The sequence below is a fragment of the Streptomyces sp. QH1-20 genome, from assembly GCF_041283565.1.
GTDB classification, from domain to species: Bacteria; Actinomycetota; Actinomycetes; order Streptomycetales; family Streptomycetaceae; genus Streptomyces; species Streptomyces syringius.
The window spans coordinates 5,474,662-5,489,124 of the sequence record NZ_CP166299.1 but is presented as its reverse complement, the minus strand read 5'-3'; the positions used below and the strand labels follow the sequence as shown (position 1 = coordinate 5,489,124).

Below are 14,463 nucleotides of genomic sequence, written 5' to 3'. Positions count from 1 at the left end.
TCAGTCCGAGCGCGTCTGACGGTCACGGACCCACGTCGCCACGACCAGGCTCGCGGTGACGTACATGAGGACGGCGGCTGTGGACACGGACTCGACGTACTGCTCGTAGCCGTCTGCGCGCAACTCGACCGCGAGGTAGCCCAGCGCGGTCCCGAGCCCCGCGAGCGCAGCGGACAAGGCGCCGAAGGGGGTTTTTGCCATTCCATTTCCTCCAGACAACAAGACGACCCGGCCACGGCCGAGCCCACAGACACCTCGTCAACTACCCCCATCTGCCCGGAGCATCGCAACTCACGCACGTGGCGAGGGCCACATCGACCGAGGGCTCCAAGGGTCATCGACCTGCACCTGGCCGCGACGGCATTCCTGTCCTGAACCACTCGGCCAGGCCGTCGAGCCGCTCCGCGCGGCGACCGAACAAGTAGAGCCGGTACTTGGTGCGCTCCACTTCGTGGACCAGGGTGAAGCCCTGACTCTCGTAGTAGCGCACCAGGTCCGGCCACAAGCAGTCCCGCCGCACCCACTCCCGGCCCTCGCGCGCGGCGCGGTTCACCGCCCACAAAGCCATCAGCGTGCCCGGCCGCAGGTGCCTCACTGACGGATCCGTCACCGAGGTGTTCAAATACAACGCAGGCTCAGCCTGCTCCTGCGTTGTCCATCCCCAGGGCGGCCCCTGCTCCTGCACGGTCGTACGCCCTACGACCCTGCCGTCCAACTCCAGCAGCCACACGTCCCCGAACTGGTTATCGCACTGAGCGGCAAGGTCCGCTGCGCTATCGCGCCAGCTCGGCAGCCCTTTCCCCTCCATCCACTCGCATCGGGCGCGGATCACCTCCTCCACTGAGGCGCGATCCCCCGGCTCAGCACGTCGCATGGAGAACACCTGGGCTCCTCACATGAGGTTGGGGGCGGGGAGGCCACCAACTGACAGTGGTGCAGCCAGCCCGACGCTTCTGCCGTTCAATCTAGGCGACCGTACTCCCCGGGCCCGCTGACCGCCCCTCGTCGGCGCGGGCGCTGACGCGCGTCCGTGCGAGGGAGACCCAGGTCACATCCACTCATGTCACAGGGCGTCGGGCTGCCCCGTCTCAAGGGGCGTAGGCACTGACGATGACGGAGGAGCACACCATGGACGCACGACTGGACTTCTTTGCCGACCCGACCACCGGCAAGGCCCTCAAGCAATTCATAGCACTGGGCAAGTCGTTCAGGGAGTCGTCGCTGCCGGCCGCGACGCAGGAGCTGGTGTCACTGCGCGTGAGCCAGATCAACGGCTGCGCCGTCTGCATCGACATGCACACCAAGGAGGCAGCCGCCGCCGGTGAGACCTCGGTGCGGCTGAACCTGGTGGCGGCATGGCGGGAGGCCACGGTCTTCACGGACGCCGAACGGGCCGCGCTGGAGCTGGCGGAGGAGGGGACCCGGGTCGCGGACGCGGCCGGTGGGGTCAGCGACGCGGTGTGGGCGAATGCCGCCGAGCACTTCGACCAGGAGCAGCTCTCCTGCCTCACCCTCCTGATCTCCGCCATGAACATGGCCAACCGGCTGAACATCATCACCCAGCAGCCGGCCGGTGACTACAAGGCCGGGCAGTTCCACTGAGCGGCATCAGCTCCCCGGCCGACGGGCGTTAGTGTGGCCTGCCGGTGGTCCGGATGATCACCGGGGGCCACCTGCGTCGGCGAGTACGGCCAGGTGGGCGGGGATGAGGGGGAGGAGAGTCGGCGTGAGCAAGGTCGAGGAGTTCGAGGAGCTGCGGCCGCTGCTGTTTTCGATCGCCTATCGGATTCTGGGCAGTGTGGGTGAGGCCGAGGACGCGGTGCAGGAGACATGGCTGCGCTTCGACGGCTCGTCGACACAGCCCACGTCGACCAAGGCGTTCCTGTCGGCCACGGTGACGCGGATATCGATCGATGTGCTGCGCTCCGCGCGGGTGCGGAGGGAGCAATACGTGGGCCCGTGGTTTCCCGAGCCGCTGCTGAGCGATCCGTATCAGGATCCGGCGCGGGCGGCGGAGCTGGCCGACTCCGTGTCGATGGCGGCGCTGGTACTGCTGGAGCGGCTCAGCCCACTGGAGCGGGCGGTGTTCGTGCTGCGGGAGGTGTTCGGCTTCGGGTTCGACGAGATCGCCACGGCGGTGGAGCGTTCGGAGGCGGCCTGCCGACAGCTGCTGGTGCGGGCACGGCGGCACATGCAGGCCGGACGGCCACGGTTCGAGGCGGACCGTCAGGAGCGGCAGGAGCTGGCGACGCGGTTCTTCGAAGCTCTCCGCGAAGGCGACGTCACCGGTCTGCAGGAACTGCTGGCAGCCGACGTATCGCTGGTCGGCGACGGCGGCGGCAAGTCCCCGGCGCTGGCCAGGGCCATCGTGGGCGCGGACAAGGCGGCCAGGTTGCTCGCCTCGATCTTCCCCTGGCTGCTCCGGGTCGACGTGACGTTCGAGGCGCGCGACGTCAACGGCCAGCCGGGCGCGATCTTCCGCGACCGGGACGGCAAGGTGCTCTACGCCATGGCCCTCGATGTGCTCGACGGGCAGATCCAGACGATCCGCTCGGTGAGCAACCCCGACAAGCTCGGCCACCTCGGACCGGTCGCCGACGCCTGGGCCACCGACCGCGAGCTGAAGCAGGCCCGTCGGCGGACGAGCTGACCTCGGGACGGCCGACTCCCCCCTGAGCAGGCGGGGAGTCGGCTCGCGCCTGAGGCTACGGACAGATCACCGTACGTAGAGGTCGTACGTGCCGTCTCCCCACGGGACGCACTTGTACTCGCCGGCATAGCCCCGGCCCTCCGCGTGGCATGCCCTCCTCGTCGGGAAGTTGCCGACGTAGTCCCAGGGCGCAAACGCCACACTGGATGCCGTGGTGGACTCGGAGGACGCGGGTGCCGCCTGCGCGGTGCCTGCGGTGGCGGCTCCACCTGCCAGCAGCGTGGCGGCCAACGCGACACCGGCGAGCCGGACTCGTGTGTTCATGGTTGCCCCTCGGATCGAAGTGGTTCGACTGCTCCGAGCGTGCTGGCGCGGCTCGGGGCGGGGCAACAGCGATATCCGTCCCGGACGGCGCACTGCCTGTCCGGCCTGGTCAGCGCCTCGTCCGGGTCCTGTCCGGACGCAGCGCGGCGGCCTCACCCACCCGACGGATGCGGATCGTCCCGCCGAGGGACGTGCGTCGGCCACAGCGGATGCGACGTTCGACGCATGACCGATGTCGTACGAATGACGAGCACGTCCTGGCGTGAGCGACGGCAGGCGTGGCCGCGCTGGGTGGGGTACGCGACGCTCGGCTGGGCCGTGGCTTATGGCGGGTTCGGGCTGGGGGCCGTGCTGAGCGGCACGTCCCTCTTCTACCGGGGTGACGACCCCGGTCCCGTCGAACTGGGTTGGCTGATCGTGGGGTTGGGCGTACTGGCCGCGCTCGCCGCGCTGACCCGGGCGCGGGCGTTGCTCTGGGCGGCTTGCGTGCTGTCCACCGTCTGCGCGTTCGGGCTGCTCATGGACGTGATATCGCTGATGATCAATCAGGAAGTCGACAGCAGCGCCGGTTTCGTCAAGAACGCGCTCGGCGGGATCGGCGCCGTGCTGCTCGCCGCCACCGCCCGCGTCGGCGGCGCACGGCCCGCGACGGGTGCCCGGCCGGCACCGTCCCCGGCGTCCCGCGACGTCCACCTCGCCGCCTACGCCGGTACCGCAGCCTTCGTTCCGTACGCGGCGATGAAGGTGACCTGGGCGGTGGGCGGGACCTTCGCGGGCGTGAGCGGCGCGGAGATGCTCGCGAAGTCCGAGGAGAACGGCGCTTCCGGGCTGTGGCTCACCCTGGCGTCCTGGGGTCTCGACGCCACCGCGCTGCTCGCCGCGCTCGGGGTGTTCCTGCTGTTCGGGCTGATCCGGCCCTGGGGCCAGGTCTTCCCCCGCTGGACCCTCGTCCTCGGCGGCCGCCGGGTGCCGCGCTGGCTGCCGCTCGCCCCGGCCCTCATCGGCGCCGCCACGCTCGCGCCGTACGGTGTGCTCGGGATCGGCTACTGCGCCCTGGCCACCGTCGGAGTGGTGCGCGTGCGGCCCGGCGACTTCCCTTCCCCGGCCGACGCGCTGCTCGTCAGCTGGATCGGCCTCGGCGCCTTCGCCGTCTACGGCGTCGCCCTGACCGTGGCCGCCCGCTCGTACTGGCTCCGCACCCGGCCCGCTTGACCGTGCGCACCGGGCACCGACCCGGGCCCGCTCCCAGTGGAGCGGGCCCGGAAGAGGCCGGCGTCCGGTGCGTCGAAATTCGGCCGACGATATCAGCTGAGCGCGGGCTCGATCTTTCCGTGGGCACTCGCGGGCATGTACTTCTTGCTCCCCTGGTAGTGGACCTCATAGCCGGAGCTGACGGCGTGGAACCACAGCAAGGGGTCGAGAAGATTCGAGCCACTGTCGAGATGCGCGACGCCGGTGGCATCGGTTACCGCGGTGCCGATCTGCCGGCCGTCGGAGACGGTGAAGGTGATCGGCTGACCCTTGATCGGCTCACCGTCATTGCTGATGAGCTTCGCACTGATTTGGGCCTGCGCCTGGCCGAGAACCGTTCCCTTCACCGTCGCCGCGGTGAGTTGCGGGTATTCCTTTTCCACGTCCGGCTGGGGCGGCGGCGGGTAGTAGTACCCGTACCCCGGCTGGGGCTGCGGCGGGTAGTACCCCTGCGGGGGGTAGTAGCCGGGCTGGGGTGGGGGCTGGGGCTGGTAGTAGCCCGGTTGGGGCGGGTAGTACCCCGGGGGCTGCTGCGGCTGCGGCGCGTACGGCTGTGTCACCAGAGAACTCCTAGCGGTCGTGGGCCTTGAGTTTCTTGGTCGAGCCAGGGCACAGAGATCGGCGGCTCGGGCACCGGGGCTTCCGCTCATCCGGATATCCCGCTATGGCGCCTTATTTCGCCGCCGTACGGCAAAGGTACGGCCCTGTCCGACTCGCCCACATCGGCCCTATCGAGTCACCGGCGGGGAATTGCGGAAATGAGTCACGGCGGCCCTTTACCAAAGGGCAGCCTGACCCGCCCACGACGGCGGCGGAAACCGTGGAGGCACTCCCGGCCCCACCCTCCCCTACCAACCCCGCGGTCCCGGCCGGAATGCACCCGACAACCGTTTCTGCTGATTTCTGCTGACGGCAAACGGGCCACGAAGGGCCGAAACCGCGAAACACCGGGCATGGGGCACCGGGCATGGGGCTTGGGCCGAACGGCGCACCCCGAGGCGTGGAAAGCGGACCGCCCGGGTACCGATGCCGCACTGATCGACAGGGTCGGCCGTCGGACCAGCGGCTTCGCGGCCCGGCCAGGTGAGCGAGGTGACCGGTGACCGGGCGATGGTTCGGCGTGGTGATCGCGGTGGCGGCCGTGTCCGCGGCGAGCGGGTGCGGCACGGTCTCCGAACGTCGTGAGGGAGCCACCGCCGCAACCGCCTTCTTCGAGAAGGCCCTTGGGTCCCGGCAGTACGCGAAGGTATGTGCCGTACTGGCCCCCGCCACCCGCGAGGAGCTCGCGCAGTCGGCACGCGCGACGTGCGAGGAGGCCATGGGCCAGGAGGAGGTGCCGGCCGGTGGCCCGGTGCGGCACGTGGACGTGTACGGCAACCAGTCCCGTGCCGTACTGGCGACGGACACCCTGTTCCTGTCGCGGTTCCCCGACGGCTGGAAGGTCACCGCGGCGGGCTGCGAGGAGCGCCCGGACAAGCCGTACCGGTGCGAGATCAAGGGCGGGTGAGAGCGGGTGAGGGTGATGTTCATCGGAATCCTGCTGATCCTGGCCGCCGGCCTGGCGTACTTCACGACGCTGGGCCTGATGTACCGATGAAGGGGCCGACGGGCGATGAGGAGCAGCGGCAACACACGCCGCAGAAACGGAGCTTCCTGCGCGACAACGGCCTCGGACTCGCCTTCGGTATCGGCTTCTTGCTCACGCTCGTAGGCCAAGCGGTGGCCGGGCACGCGGAGTTCAACAACCAACTCGTCGACGAGGGCCTGGCCCGTGTGGACTTCGGCGGCTATGTGACGTCCTCGGACTTCGCGGTGGACGTCACCGAGAACTGGCAGTCCGAGTACCTGCAGTTCTTCCTCTACATCTTCGTCACCGTGTGGCTGGTGCAGCGCGGTTCACCGGAGTCCAAGGAACCACACAAGGCCGGCACCGGTTCGGACAAGGAGCAGATGATCGGCGAGCACGCCAAGGAGGACTCCCCCCGCTGGGCCAAGAAGCACGGCTGGCGGCAGACCAACTACGCCCGCTCGCTGGGCATGGTGATGGGCACCATCTTCCTGCTGTCCTGGCTGGCCCAGTCCGTCACCGGCGTGGCCGCCTACAACGAGCGTCAGCTCAGGGAATTGCAGGCCCCGAGCAGCTGGAGCGAATACCTGATCCTGCCGGACTTCTGGGCCCGCACCCTGCAGAACTGGCAGTCCGAACTGCTCGCCGTCGCCTCCATGGCGGTGCTGTCGATCTACCTGCGCCAGCGGGGCTCCCCCGAGTCGAAGCCGGTGGGCGCGGCCCACACCGCCACGGGAGTCGAAGGCTGACGGCCTCAGCCCTCCGTGATGCCCTCCGCAATGCCCGCCACCAGCTCGTCCGCCGCCGCGTACGGGTCCAGGTCGCCGGCGACGATCCGCTCCGCCAGTGCGTCCAGGCGGCGGTCGCCGTGGAGGTCGCCGATGCGTTCGCGCAGGGCGGTCACCGCGATGGTCTCCACTTCGCGGGCCGCTCGTGCCACGCGTCGCTCCGACAGGACGCCGCGCTCCTCCATCCACGCCCGGTGCTTCTCCAGCGCCTCGACGACCTCGTCGAGGCCCTCGCCGCGCGCGGCGACGGTCTTGACGATGGGGGGCCGCCAGTCGCCCGGGCCGCGGGACTCGCCGAGGCCCAGCATGTGGTTCAGCTCGCGGGCCGTGGCGTCGGCGCCGTCGCGGTCGGCCTTGTTGACGACGTAGACGTCGCCGATCTCCAGGATGCCCGCCTTGGCCGCCTGGATGCCGTCGCCCATGCCCGGGGCCAGCAACACCACGCTCGTATCGGCCTGGGAGGCGATCTCCACCTCGGACTGCCCCACGCCCACCGTCTCGACGAGGATCACGTCGCAGCCCGCCGCGTCCAGCACCCGGATGGCCTGGGGGGCGGCCCAGGCCAGGCCGCCGAGGTGGCCGCGGGTGGCCATCGAGCGGATGTAGACCCCCGGGTCGGAGGCGTGGTCGGACATCCGGACGCGGTCACCCAGCAGGGCGCCGCCCGAGAACGGGGAGGACGGGTCGACGGCGAGGACGCCGACCCGCTTGCCCGCCCGGCGGTAGGCGGAGACCAGGCCCGAGGTGGAGGTGGACTTGCCGACGCCGGGCGGGCCGGTGAGGCCGACGACGTACGCCCCGCCGGTCAGCGGGGCCAGCGCCGCCATCACCTCGCGCAGCTGCGGGGACGCCCCCTCGACCAGGGAGATCAGCCGGGCCACGGCACGCGGCCGGCCTTCCCGTGCCTGCTCGACCAGCGTGGGGACGTCCGCCATGACTGCTCCGTTCGATCTGAGAAAGCCCGAGCCCGCGCGTCGGAATCCGGGGAGGTCAGTTCCCCGGCACCCGGATGATCAGCGCGTCGCCCTGACCGCCGCCACCGCACAGCGCCGCCGCGCCCACGCCGCCGCCGCGCCGCTTCAGCTCCAGCGCGAGGTGCAGCACGATGCGGGCGCCCGACATACCGATGGGATGCCCGAGCGCGATGGCTCCGCCGTTGACGTTCACCTTTTCCGGGGACACCCCGAGGTCCTTCATTGACTGCACGGCCACCGCGGCGAACGCCTCGTTGATCTCGATGAGATCGAGGTCCTCCACCGTGAGGCCCTCCTTGCCCAGCGCGTGGTTGATCGCGTTGGACGGCTGGGACTGGAGGGAATTGTCCGGCCCGGCCACATTGCCGTGGGCGCCGATCTCGGCGATCCACTCCAGGCCCAGCTCCTCGGCCTTGGTCTTGCTCATCACGACCACCGCGGCGGCGCCGTCGGAGATCTGCGAGGACGTACCGGCCGTGATCGTGCCGTCCTTGGCGAAAGCGGGCCGGAGCTTGGCCAGCGACTCGACGGTGGTCTCCGGGCGGATGCCCTCGTCCTTGCTGAAGATGACCGGCTCGCCCTTGCGCTGCGGGATCTCCACGGGGGTGATCTCCGCCTCGAAGAGGCCGTTCTTCTGGGCGGCGGCGGCGCGCTGGTGGGAGCCGGCCGCGATCTCGTCCTGCGCGACGCGCGCGATGCCGAGACGGGTGTTGTGCTTCTCGGTCGACTCGCCCATGGCGATGTTCTCGAACGCGTCCGTCAACCCGTCGTGCGCCATCGCGTCGAGCATCTCGATCGCGCCGTACTTGTAGCCCTCACGGGACTTGGGCAGCAGGTGCGGGGCGTTGGTCATCGACTCCTGGCCGCCGGCCACCACGATGTCGAACTCGCCCGCGCGGATGAGCTGGTCGGCCAGCGCGATGGCGTCGAGGCCCGAGAGGCAGACCTTGTTGATGGTGAGGGCGGGCACGCTCATCGGGATGCCGCCCTTGACGGCGGCCTGGCGGGCCGGGATCTGCCCGGCGCCGGCCTGGAGCACCTGGCCCATGATCACGTACTGGACCTGGTCGCCGCCGATGCCTGCCCGGTCCAGGGCCGCCTTGATGGCCACCCCGCCCAGGTCGGCACCGGAGAAGGTGCGCAGCGATCCGAGGAGGCGGCCCATGGGCGTCCGGGCGCCCGCGACGATCACGGAGGTCTTGTCGGTGGAACCGTTCGTACCGGTCATGAGGCGCGGCCCCTTCGAGCGGAGGAGGTTAACGAGGGTTTCCGTCAATGTACTGAGCGGTACCCGCCCGGTCACCGGGCAGCGGGTGTGATCGCGCGCACGTTGCGTAACCACGCGTACGGCGGTGCACTGGAGCCATGCTGACGCGAATCGACCACATCGGGATCGCCTGTTTCGACCTCGACAAGACTGTCGAGTTCTACCGTGCCACGTATGGCTTCGAGGTGTTCCACAGCGAGGTCAACGAGGAGCAGGGCGTGCGCGAGGCCATGCTCAAGATCAATGAGACGTCCGACGGCGGGGCGTCGTACCTCCAGCTCCTGGAGCCCACCCGGGAGGACTCCGCGGTCGGCAAGTGGCTTGCGAAGAACGGGGAAGGGGTCCATCACATCGCCTTCGGCACGGCCGACGTGGACGGCGACGCGGAGGCCATCCGGGGCAAGGGCGTACGGGTCCTCTACGAGGAGCCGCGGATCGGTTCCATGGGCTCCCGGATCACCTTCCTGCACCCCAAGGACTGTCACGGCGTTCTCACCGAACTGGTCACCTCGGCGACCACCCCCGGGACGGAGCACTGACCACTGCCTCCCCCGGCCGGTAGAGTGCAGGCTCAGCCGGGGTACGGGTGGGGCCCGGCCCAGGCTGTACCGATGATCTGACACCATTTCTTCGGAAGGGCGGGCTCCGGGGTTCCACCAGTACGCAGGACGGGGCCGGCCGCCAACGCGACCAGGGGACGGATGGGACCGCGCAGTGCGGGGCAACGACCGCTACGAGGCTGACGACCACCTCTCGCAATTCGAAGCCGAGATGGAGCGGCTGAAGAAGGAGCGGGAGAAGGCGGTCCAGCACGCCGACGACCTCGGCTATCAGGTCGAGGTGCTGCGCGCCAAGCTCCACGAGGCGCGCCGCACTCTCGCCCACCGTCCGGCATACGACACCGCCGATATCGGGTACCAGGCGGAGCAGTTGCTCCGTAATGCCCAGATTCAGGCGGAACAGCTGCGCACGGACGCCGAGCGCGAGCTGCGCGAGGCCCGGGCCCAGACGCAGCGTCTCCTCCAGGAGCAGGCCGAGCGCCAGGCCCGGATGGAAGCCGAGCTGCACGCCGAGGCCGTCGCGCGCCGACAGCGGCTGGACGAGGAGCTCAACGAGCGCCGCCAGACCGTCGAGTCGCACGTCAACGAGAACGTGGCCTGGGCCGAGCAGCTGCGGGCCCGCACCGAGTCGCAGGCGCGGCGGCTGCTGGAGGAGTCCCGGGCGGAGTCGGAGGCCGCGCTGGCCGCCGCCCGCGCGGAGGCCCAGCGGCTGACCGAGCAGGCCCGGGCCCGGCTCGGGGCGGCCGCCGAGGAGGCGCGCGCCGAAGCGGAAGCGATACTGCGCCGGGCGCGCACCGACGCGGAGCGGCTGCTGACCGCCGCGTCCGCGCAGGCCCAGGAGGCCACCGACCACGCCGAGCAGCTGCGCACGGCCACGAGCGCGGAGTCCGACCAGGCCCGTACGACGGCGGCCGAGCTGACACGCGGCGCCGAGGCGCGGATGCAGGAGGCCGACACGGCGCTGCGCGAGGCGCGCGCCGAGGCCGAGAAGCTGGTCACCGAGGCGAAGGAGTCCGCCGCCCGCCGGCTGACGTCGGCGGAGTCGGAGAACGAGCAGCGCACCCGTACCGCCAAGGCCGAGATCGCCCGGCTGGTGGGCGAGGCGACGAAGGAGGCCGAGGCCCTCAAGGCCGAGGCCGAGCAGTTGCGCGCCGATGCCCGGGCGGAGGCCGACCGGCTGCTGGCCGAGGCGTCCGACAACGCCCGCAGCGCCGCCGCCGAGGACTCCGCGGCGCAGCTCGCGAAGGCCGCCCGGACGGCGGAGGAGATCCTGACCAAGGCGTCCGAGGACGCCCGCGCCGCCACGAAGGCGGCCGCCGAGGAGGCCGAGCGGATCCGCCGGGAGGCGGAGGCCGAGGCCGAGCGGCTGCGTGAGCAGGCGGCGGACACCGCCGAGCAGCTCAAGGGCGAGGCGAAGGACGACACCAAGGAGTACCGCGCCAAGACCGTCGAGCTCCAGGAGGAGGCACGGCGGCTGCGCGGCGAGGCCGAGCAGCTGCGGGCCGAAGCGGTCGCCGAGGGCGAGCGGATCCGGGGCGAGGCGCGCCGGGAGGCGCTCCAGCAGATCGAGGAGGCGGCCAGCACCGCCGAGGAGCTGCTCGCGAAGGCCAAGGCCGACGCGGAGGAGACCCGGGGCGGCGCGAACGCCGAGAGCGAGCGGGTGCGCACCGAGGCGGCCGAGCGCGCGGCGGGCTTGCGCAAGCAGGCCGAGGAGGTGCTGGAGCGGTCCCGGGCCGAGGCCGAGGAGATGGCCGAGGAGGCCGAGGACCACGCGACGCGCACCCGTGCCGAGGCGGCGGAGGCCGCCCGACAGCTGCGCGAGGAGGCCGAGCGGGCCGCGAAGGCGCGCCGCGAGGAGGCGGACGCGGAGCTGACGCGGCTGCACACCGAGGCCGAGCAGCGGGTGGAGTCCGCGGAGACGGCGCTGCGCGAGGCCCGTACGGAGGCCGAGCGGCTGCGCCGGGAGACCGCCGAGGAGACCGAGCGGCTGCGTACGGAGTCCGCGGAGCGGATCCGTACGCTCCAGGCGCAGGCCGAGACGGAGGCCGAGCGGCTGCGCGCCGAGGCCGCCGAGGAGGCGGCCGCCGCGCGTGCCGAGGGCGAGGCCGTGGCCGTGCGGCTGCGGACCGAGGCCGCCGCGGAGGCGGAGCGGCTGCGCGCCGAGGCGCGGGAGAAGGCCGACCGGGTGCGGGCCGAGGCGAACGCCGCGGCCGAGCGGACGGCCGCCGAGGCCGCCGAGGCCCTGACGGCCGCGCAGGAGGAGGCCGCCCGTCGGCGTCGCGAGGCCGAGGAGCTGCTCGGTGACGCCCGTACGGAGGCGCAGGCCGAGCGGGCCGCCGCCCACGAGCAGAGCGAGGAGCTGCTGGCGTCGGCCCGTAAGCGGGTCACGGAGGCGCAGGAGGAGGCGCGGCGGCTGGTCGAGGAGGCCGAGCAGCGCGCCACCGAGCTGGTGGCCGCCGCCGAGCTGACGGCCCAGCAGGTGCGGGACGCGGTCGCGGGGCTGCACGAGCAGGCCGAGGAGGAGATCGCCGGGCTGCGCTCGGCGGCCGAGCACAACGCCGAGCGGACCCGTACCGAGGCGCAGGAGGAAGCGGACCGGGTCCGCGCCGACGCCTATGCCGAACGGGAGCGCGGCGGCGAGGACGCGGCCCGGATGCGGGCCGAGGCGCAGGCGGCGAAGGACGCCGCGAAGGCGCTGGCGGAGCGGACGGTCGAGGAGGCCGTCGCCGAGGGCCAGCGGCTGGAGGCGGAGGCCGCCCGCACGCTGGACGAGGCGCGGGAGGCCGCGGGCGCCCGGCGCACCGAGGCCGCCGAGCAGGCGGACCAGTTGCTCGCCGAGGCCATGGCCGAGGCGGAGAAGCTGGTCACGGAGGCCGAGGAGACGGTCGAGCTGGCCCGGGCCGAGGCGGCCCGGACGGCGGACGAGGCCCGCAAGGCCGCCGACGCCAAGCGTGCCGAGGCCGCGGAGCAGGCCGACGCCCTCGTGATCGAGGCGACGATCGAGGCGGACCGGCTGCGTGCCGAGGCCTCCCAGGTGCTCGATGACGCCCGGGACGCCGCGAACGCCCGTCGCACGGAGGCCGCCGGTCAGGCGGACGCGCTCCTGGCCGAGGCGACCGCGGAGGCCGAGCGGCTGGTGGCCGAGGCCACCGCGACGGTGGACACGGCCCGCGAGCGCGCCGAGGCGCATCGCGCGGAGGCCGCAGGGCGGGCCGAGGCTCTCGTGGCCGAGGCGACCGCGGAGGCGGAGCGGCTGCAGGCCGAGGCCGCCAAGGCCCTCGACGAGGCACAGGAGTTCGCCGAGACGCACAAGGCGGAGGCCACGGCGGAGGCCGAGCGGCTGGTCGCCGAGGCCGAGCGGACCGTGGACGAGGCCCGTGAGGCGGCGAACGCGCATCGCACGGAGGCCGCCGAGCAGGCCGACGAGCTGATCGCCAAGGCGACGGCCGAGGCCGAGCGGATGGTCTCGGACGCGTCGGCCAAGGCGCAGCAGATGCGCATCGACGCCTCCGACGCCCTCGCGTCGGCCGAGCAGGACGCGGCGCGTGCGCGCGCCGAGGCCCGCGAGGACGCGAACAAGATGCGGGCCGAGGGCCACGCCGAGGCCGAACGGATCGTCAACGCGGCGACCGAGCTGACCTCTTCCGCGCAGGACGACGCGGATCGCATCGTCGACGAGGCCCGCGAGGCCGCGGGTGCGCGGCGCACGGAGGCGGCCAAGCAGGCCGACGAGCTGATCGCCGAGGCGACGGCTCAGGCCGAGCGGATGCGGGCCGAGGCCGAGGAGAGCCTGGAGACGGCCCGGGCCGAGGCGGCCCGGACGGCCGAGGAGGCCCGGGAGGCCGCCGACGCCCGGCGCACGGAGGCCGGCGAGCAGGCCGACGCGCTCATGGCCGAGGCCACCGCCGAGGCGGAGCGGCTGCGTACCGAGGCCGCCAAGGCCCTGGACGAGGCCCGGGAGGCCGCGAACGCCCGCCGCACGGAGGCCGCCGAGCAGGCGGACGCCCTCGTCGCGGAGGCGACGGCGGAGGCCGAGCGGATGCGGCTGGAGGCCGAGGCCGCGCTCAACTCCGCGCAGGAGAACGCGAACAGCACGCGTGCCGACTCCGCGAAGATCAAGGCCGATGCCGTGCTGGAGGCGGAGCGGCTGCGGTCCGAGGCGCGGGCCGAGGGCGAGCGGACCATCGACCAGGCGCGGGACGCGGCGGCGCAGAAGCGCACGGAGGCCGCCGAGCAGGCGGACGCCCTGATCGCCAAGGCCCAGGAGGAGGCTCTGCGGGCCGCCGCGGCCGCGGAGGAGCAGGCCGACACCATGGTGGGCGCCGCCCGCCGGGAGGCCGAGCGGATCGTGAAGGAGGCCACCGGCGAGGGCAACGCGCTGGTGGAGCAGGCCCGTACCGACGCGAACACCATGCTCGCGGAGGCGCGCGGGGACGCGACGGCCATAAGGGAGCGGGCCGAGGAGCTGCGCTCGCGGCTCGAGGGAGAGGTCGAGGAGCTGCACGACCGGGCCCGCCGGGAGGCGGCCGAGGCGATGCAGTCGGCGGGTGAGCGCTGCGACAAGCTCGTCGCGGCGGCCACCGAGCAGCTGGCGGCGGCGGAGGAGAAGGCGAAGAAGCTGGTCTCCGACGCCGGGGCCGAGGCCAACAAGGTCCGGATCGCCGCCGTGCGGAAGGCCGAGGGGCTGCTGAAGGAGGCCGAGCAGAAGAAGGCGGCCGCTGTACGCGAGTCCGAGCGCCTGCGCACCGAGGGTGCGGAGGAGGCCAAGCGGCTCGTGGAGGAGGGAAAGCGGGAGTTGGAGGTGTTGGTGCGCCGTCGGGAGGACATCAATGCCGAGATTTCCCGTGTCCAGGACGTGTTGGAAGCGTTGGAATCATTTGAGGCCCCGGGGGCAGGCGGCACCAAGGACGGTGGGGTGAAGGCGGCTGCGGGCGCGGGGGCAACTCGATCGAGTGGCAAGCAGTCCCAGAAGTAGCCACTCAAACGGGGGGACATTCTCCAGTTGTCCTTCCCATCCTCTCGTTGACACGCCGCTCGCACCCCTAGGATTCCCTCTATCACCTCACCGGTCTCTTTCGACAG

At 72.1% G+C, this 14,463-nt stretch carries 13 protein-coding genes; 7 read left to right on the top strand and 6 right to left on the bottom strand.

The features are described from left to right. Both AB8O64_RS25060 and AB8O64_RS25055 read right to left on the bottom strand, forming a co-directional pair. Complete coding sequence (locus AB8O64_RS25060) at window positions 1-201, bottom strand: SCO3870 family protein (RefSeq protein WP_370421538.1); 201 nt, start codon at window positions 199-201, stop codon at window positions 1-3. A 133-nt stretch (window positions 202-334) separates the two neighbouring features. Further along, on the bottom strand, window positions 335-874 hold the full coding sequence (locus AB8O64_RS25055) for a GNAT family N-acetyltransferase (protein WP_370421537.1): 540 nt from the start codon (window positions 872-874) through the stop codon (window positions 335-337). A 254-nt stretch (window positions 875-1,128) separates the two neighbouring features. Between AB8O64_RS25055 and AB8O64_RS25050 the strand changes: the two genes are divergently transcribed. Further along, on the top strand, window positions 1,129-1,602 hold the full coding sequence (locus AB8O64_RS25050) for a carboxymuconolactone decarboxylase family protein (RefSeq protein WP_370421536.1): 474 nt from the start codon (window positions 1,129-1,131) through the stop codon (window positions 1,600-1,602). 124 nt (window positions 1,603-1,726) lie between these two features. Continuing rightward, complete coding sequence (locus tag AB8O64_RS25045) at window positions 1,727-2,650, top strand: RNA polymerase sigma-70 factor (protein WP_370421534.1); 924 nt, start codon at window positions 1,727-1,729, stop codon at window positions 2,648-2,650. A 66-nt stretch (window positions 2,651-2,716) separates the two neighbouring features. Here AB8O64_RS25045 and AB8O64_RS25040 read toward each other — a convergent pair whose 3' ends face one another. Next, window positions 2,717-2,974 (bottom strand): hypothetical protein, encoded by a 258-nt coding sequence (locus tag AB8O64_RS25040; RefSeq protein ID WP_370421532.1) that lies wholly within the window; start codon window positions 2,972-2,974, stop codon window positions 2,717-2,719. Between the two features lie 225 nt (window positions 2,975-3,199). Here AB8O64_RS25040 and AB8O64_RS25035 point away from each other — a divergent pair, with 225 nt between their 5' ends. Continuing rightward, complete coding sequence (locus tag AB8O64_RS25035; RefSeq protein WP_370421531.1) at window positions 3,200-4,186, top strand: hypothetical protein; 987 nt, start codon at window positions 3,200-3,202, stop codon at window positions 4,184-4,186. 92 nt (window positions 4,187-4,278) lie between these two features. Here the strand turns inward: AB8O64_RS25035 and AB8O64_RS25030 are convergent, their stop codons facing one another. Continuing rightward, complete coding sequence (locus AB8O64_RS25030; protein ID WP_370421530.1) at window positions 4,279-4,785, bottom strand: hypothetical protein; 507 nt, start codon at window positions 4,783-4,785, stop codon at window positions 4,279-4,281. Between the two features lie 539 nt (window positions 4,786-5,324). Here AB8O64_RS25030 and AB8O64_RS25025 point away from each other — a divergent pair. Next, window positions 5,325-5,732, top strand: a complete 408-nt coding sequence (locus tag AB8O64_RS25025; RefSeq protein ID WP_370421529.1) for a hypothetical protein — start codon at window positions 5,325-5,327, stop codon at window positions 5,730-5,732. Window positions 5,733-5,818: 86 nt separating this feature from the next. Then, a complete protein-coding gene (locus tag AB8O64_RS25020) occupies window positions 5,819-6,541 on the top strand; it encodes a DUF6766 family protein (protein WP_370421528.1) in 723 nt (240 codons plus the stop codon). A gap of 5 nt (window positions 6,542-6,546) precedes the next feature. Here the strand turns inward: AB8O64_RS25020 and meaB are convergent, their stop codons facing one another. Further along, window positions 6,547-7,515 (bottom strand): methylmalonyl Co-A mutase-associated GTPase MeaB, encoded by a 969-nt coding sequence (meaB, locus tag AB8O64_RS25015; RefSeq protein ID WP_370421527.1) that lies wholly within the window; start codon window positions 7,513-7,515, stop codon window positions 6,547-6,549. A gap of 55 nt (window positions 7,516-7,570) precedes the next feature. Continuing rightward, complete coding sequence (locus tag AB8O64_RS25010) at window positions 7,571-8,746, bottom strand: acetyl-CoA C-acetyltransferase (RefSeq protein ID WP_370423960.1); 1,176 nt, start codon at window positions 8,744-8,746, stop codon at window positions 7,571-7,573. A gap of 173 nt (window positions 8,747-8,919) precedes the next feature. Between AB8O64_RS25010 and mce the strand changes: the two genes are divergently transcribed. Both mce and scy read left to right on the top strand, forming a co-directional pair. Continuing rightward, entirely contained in the window at window positions 8,920-9,360 is a 441-nt protein-coding gene (gene mce, locus AB8O64_RS25005) for a methylmalonyl-CoA epimerase (protein ID WP_366684584.1), read from the top strand. Window positions 9,361-9,535: 175 nt separating this feature from the next. Beyond that, the gene (gene scy / locus AB8O64_RS25000; protein ID WP_370421524.1) at window positions 9,536-14,356 is read left to right on the top strand and encodes a polarized growth protein Scy; all 4,821 of its coding nucleotides are present in this window, start codon (window positions 9,536-9,538) and stop codon (window positions 14,354-14,356) included. Window positions 14,357-14,463 lie beyond the last annotated feature (107 nt).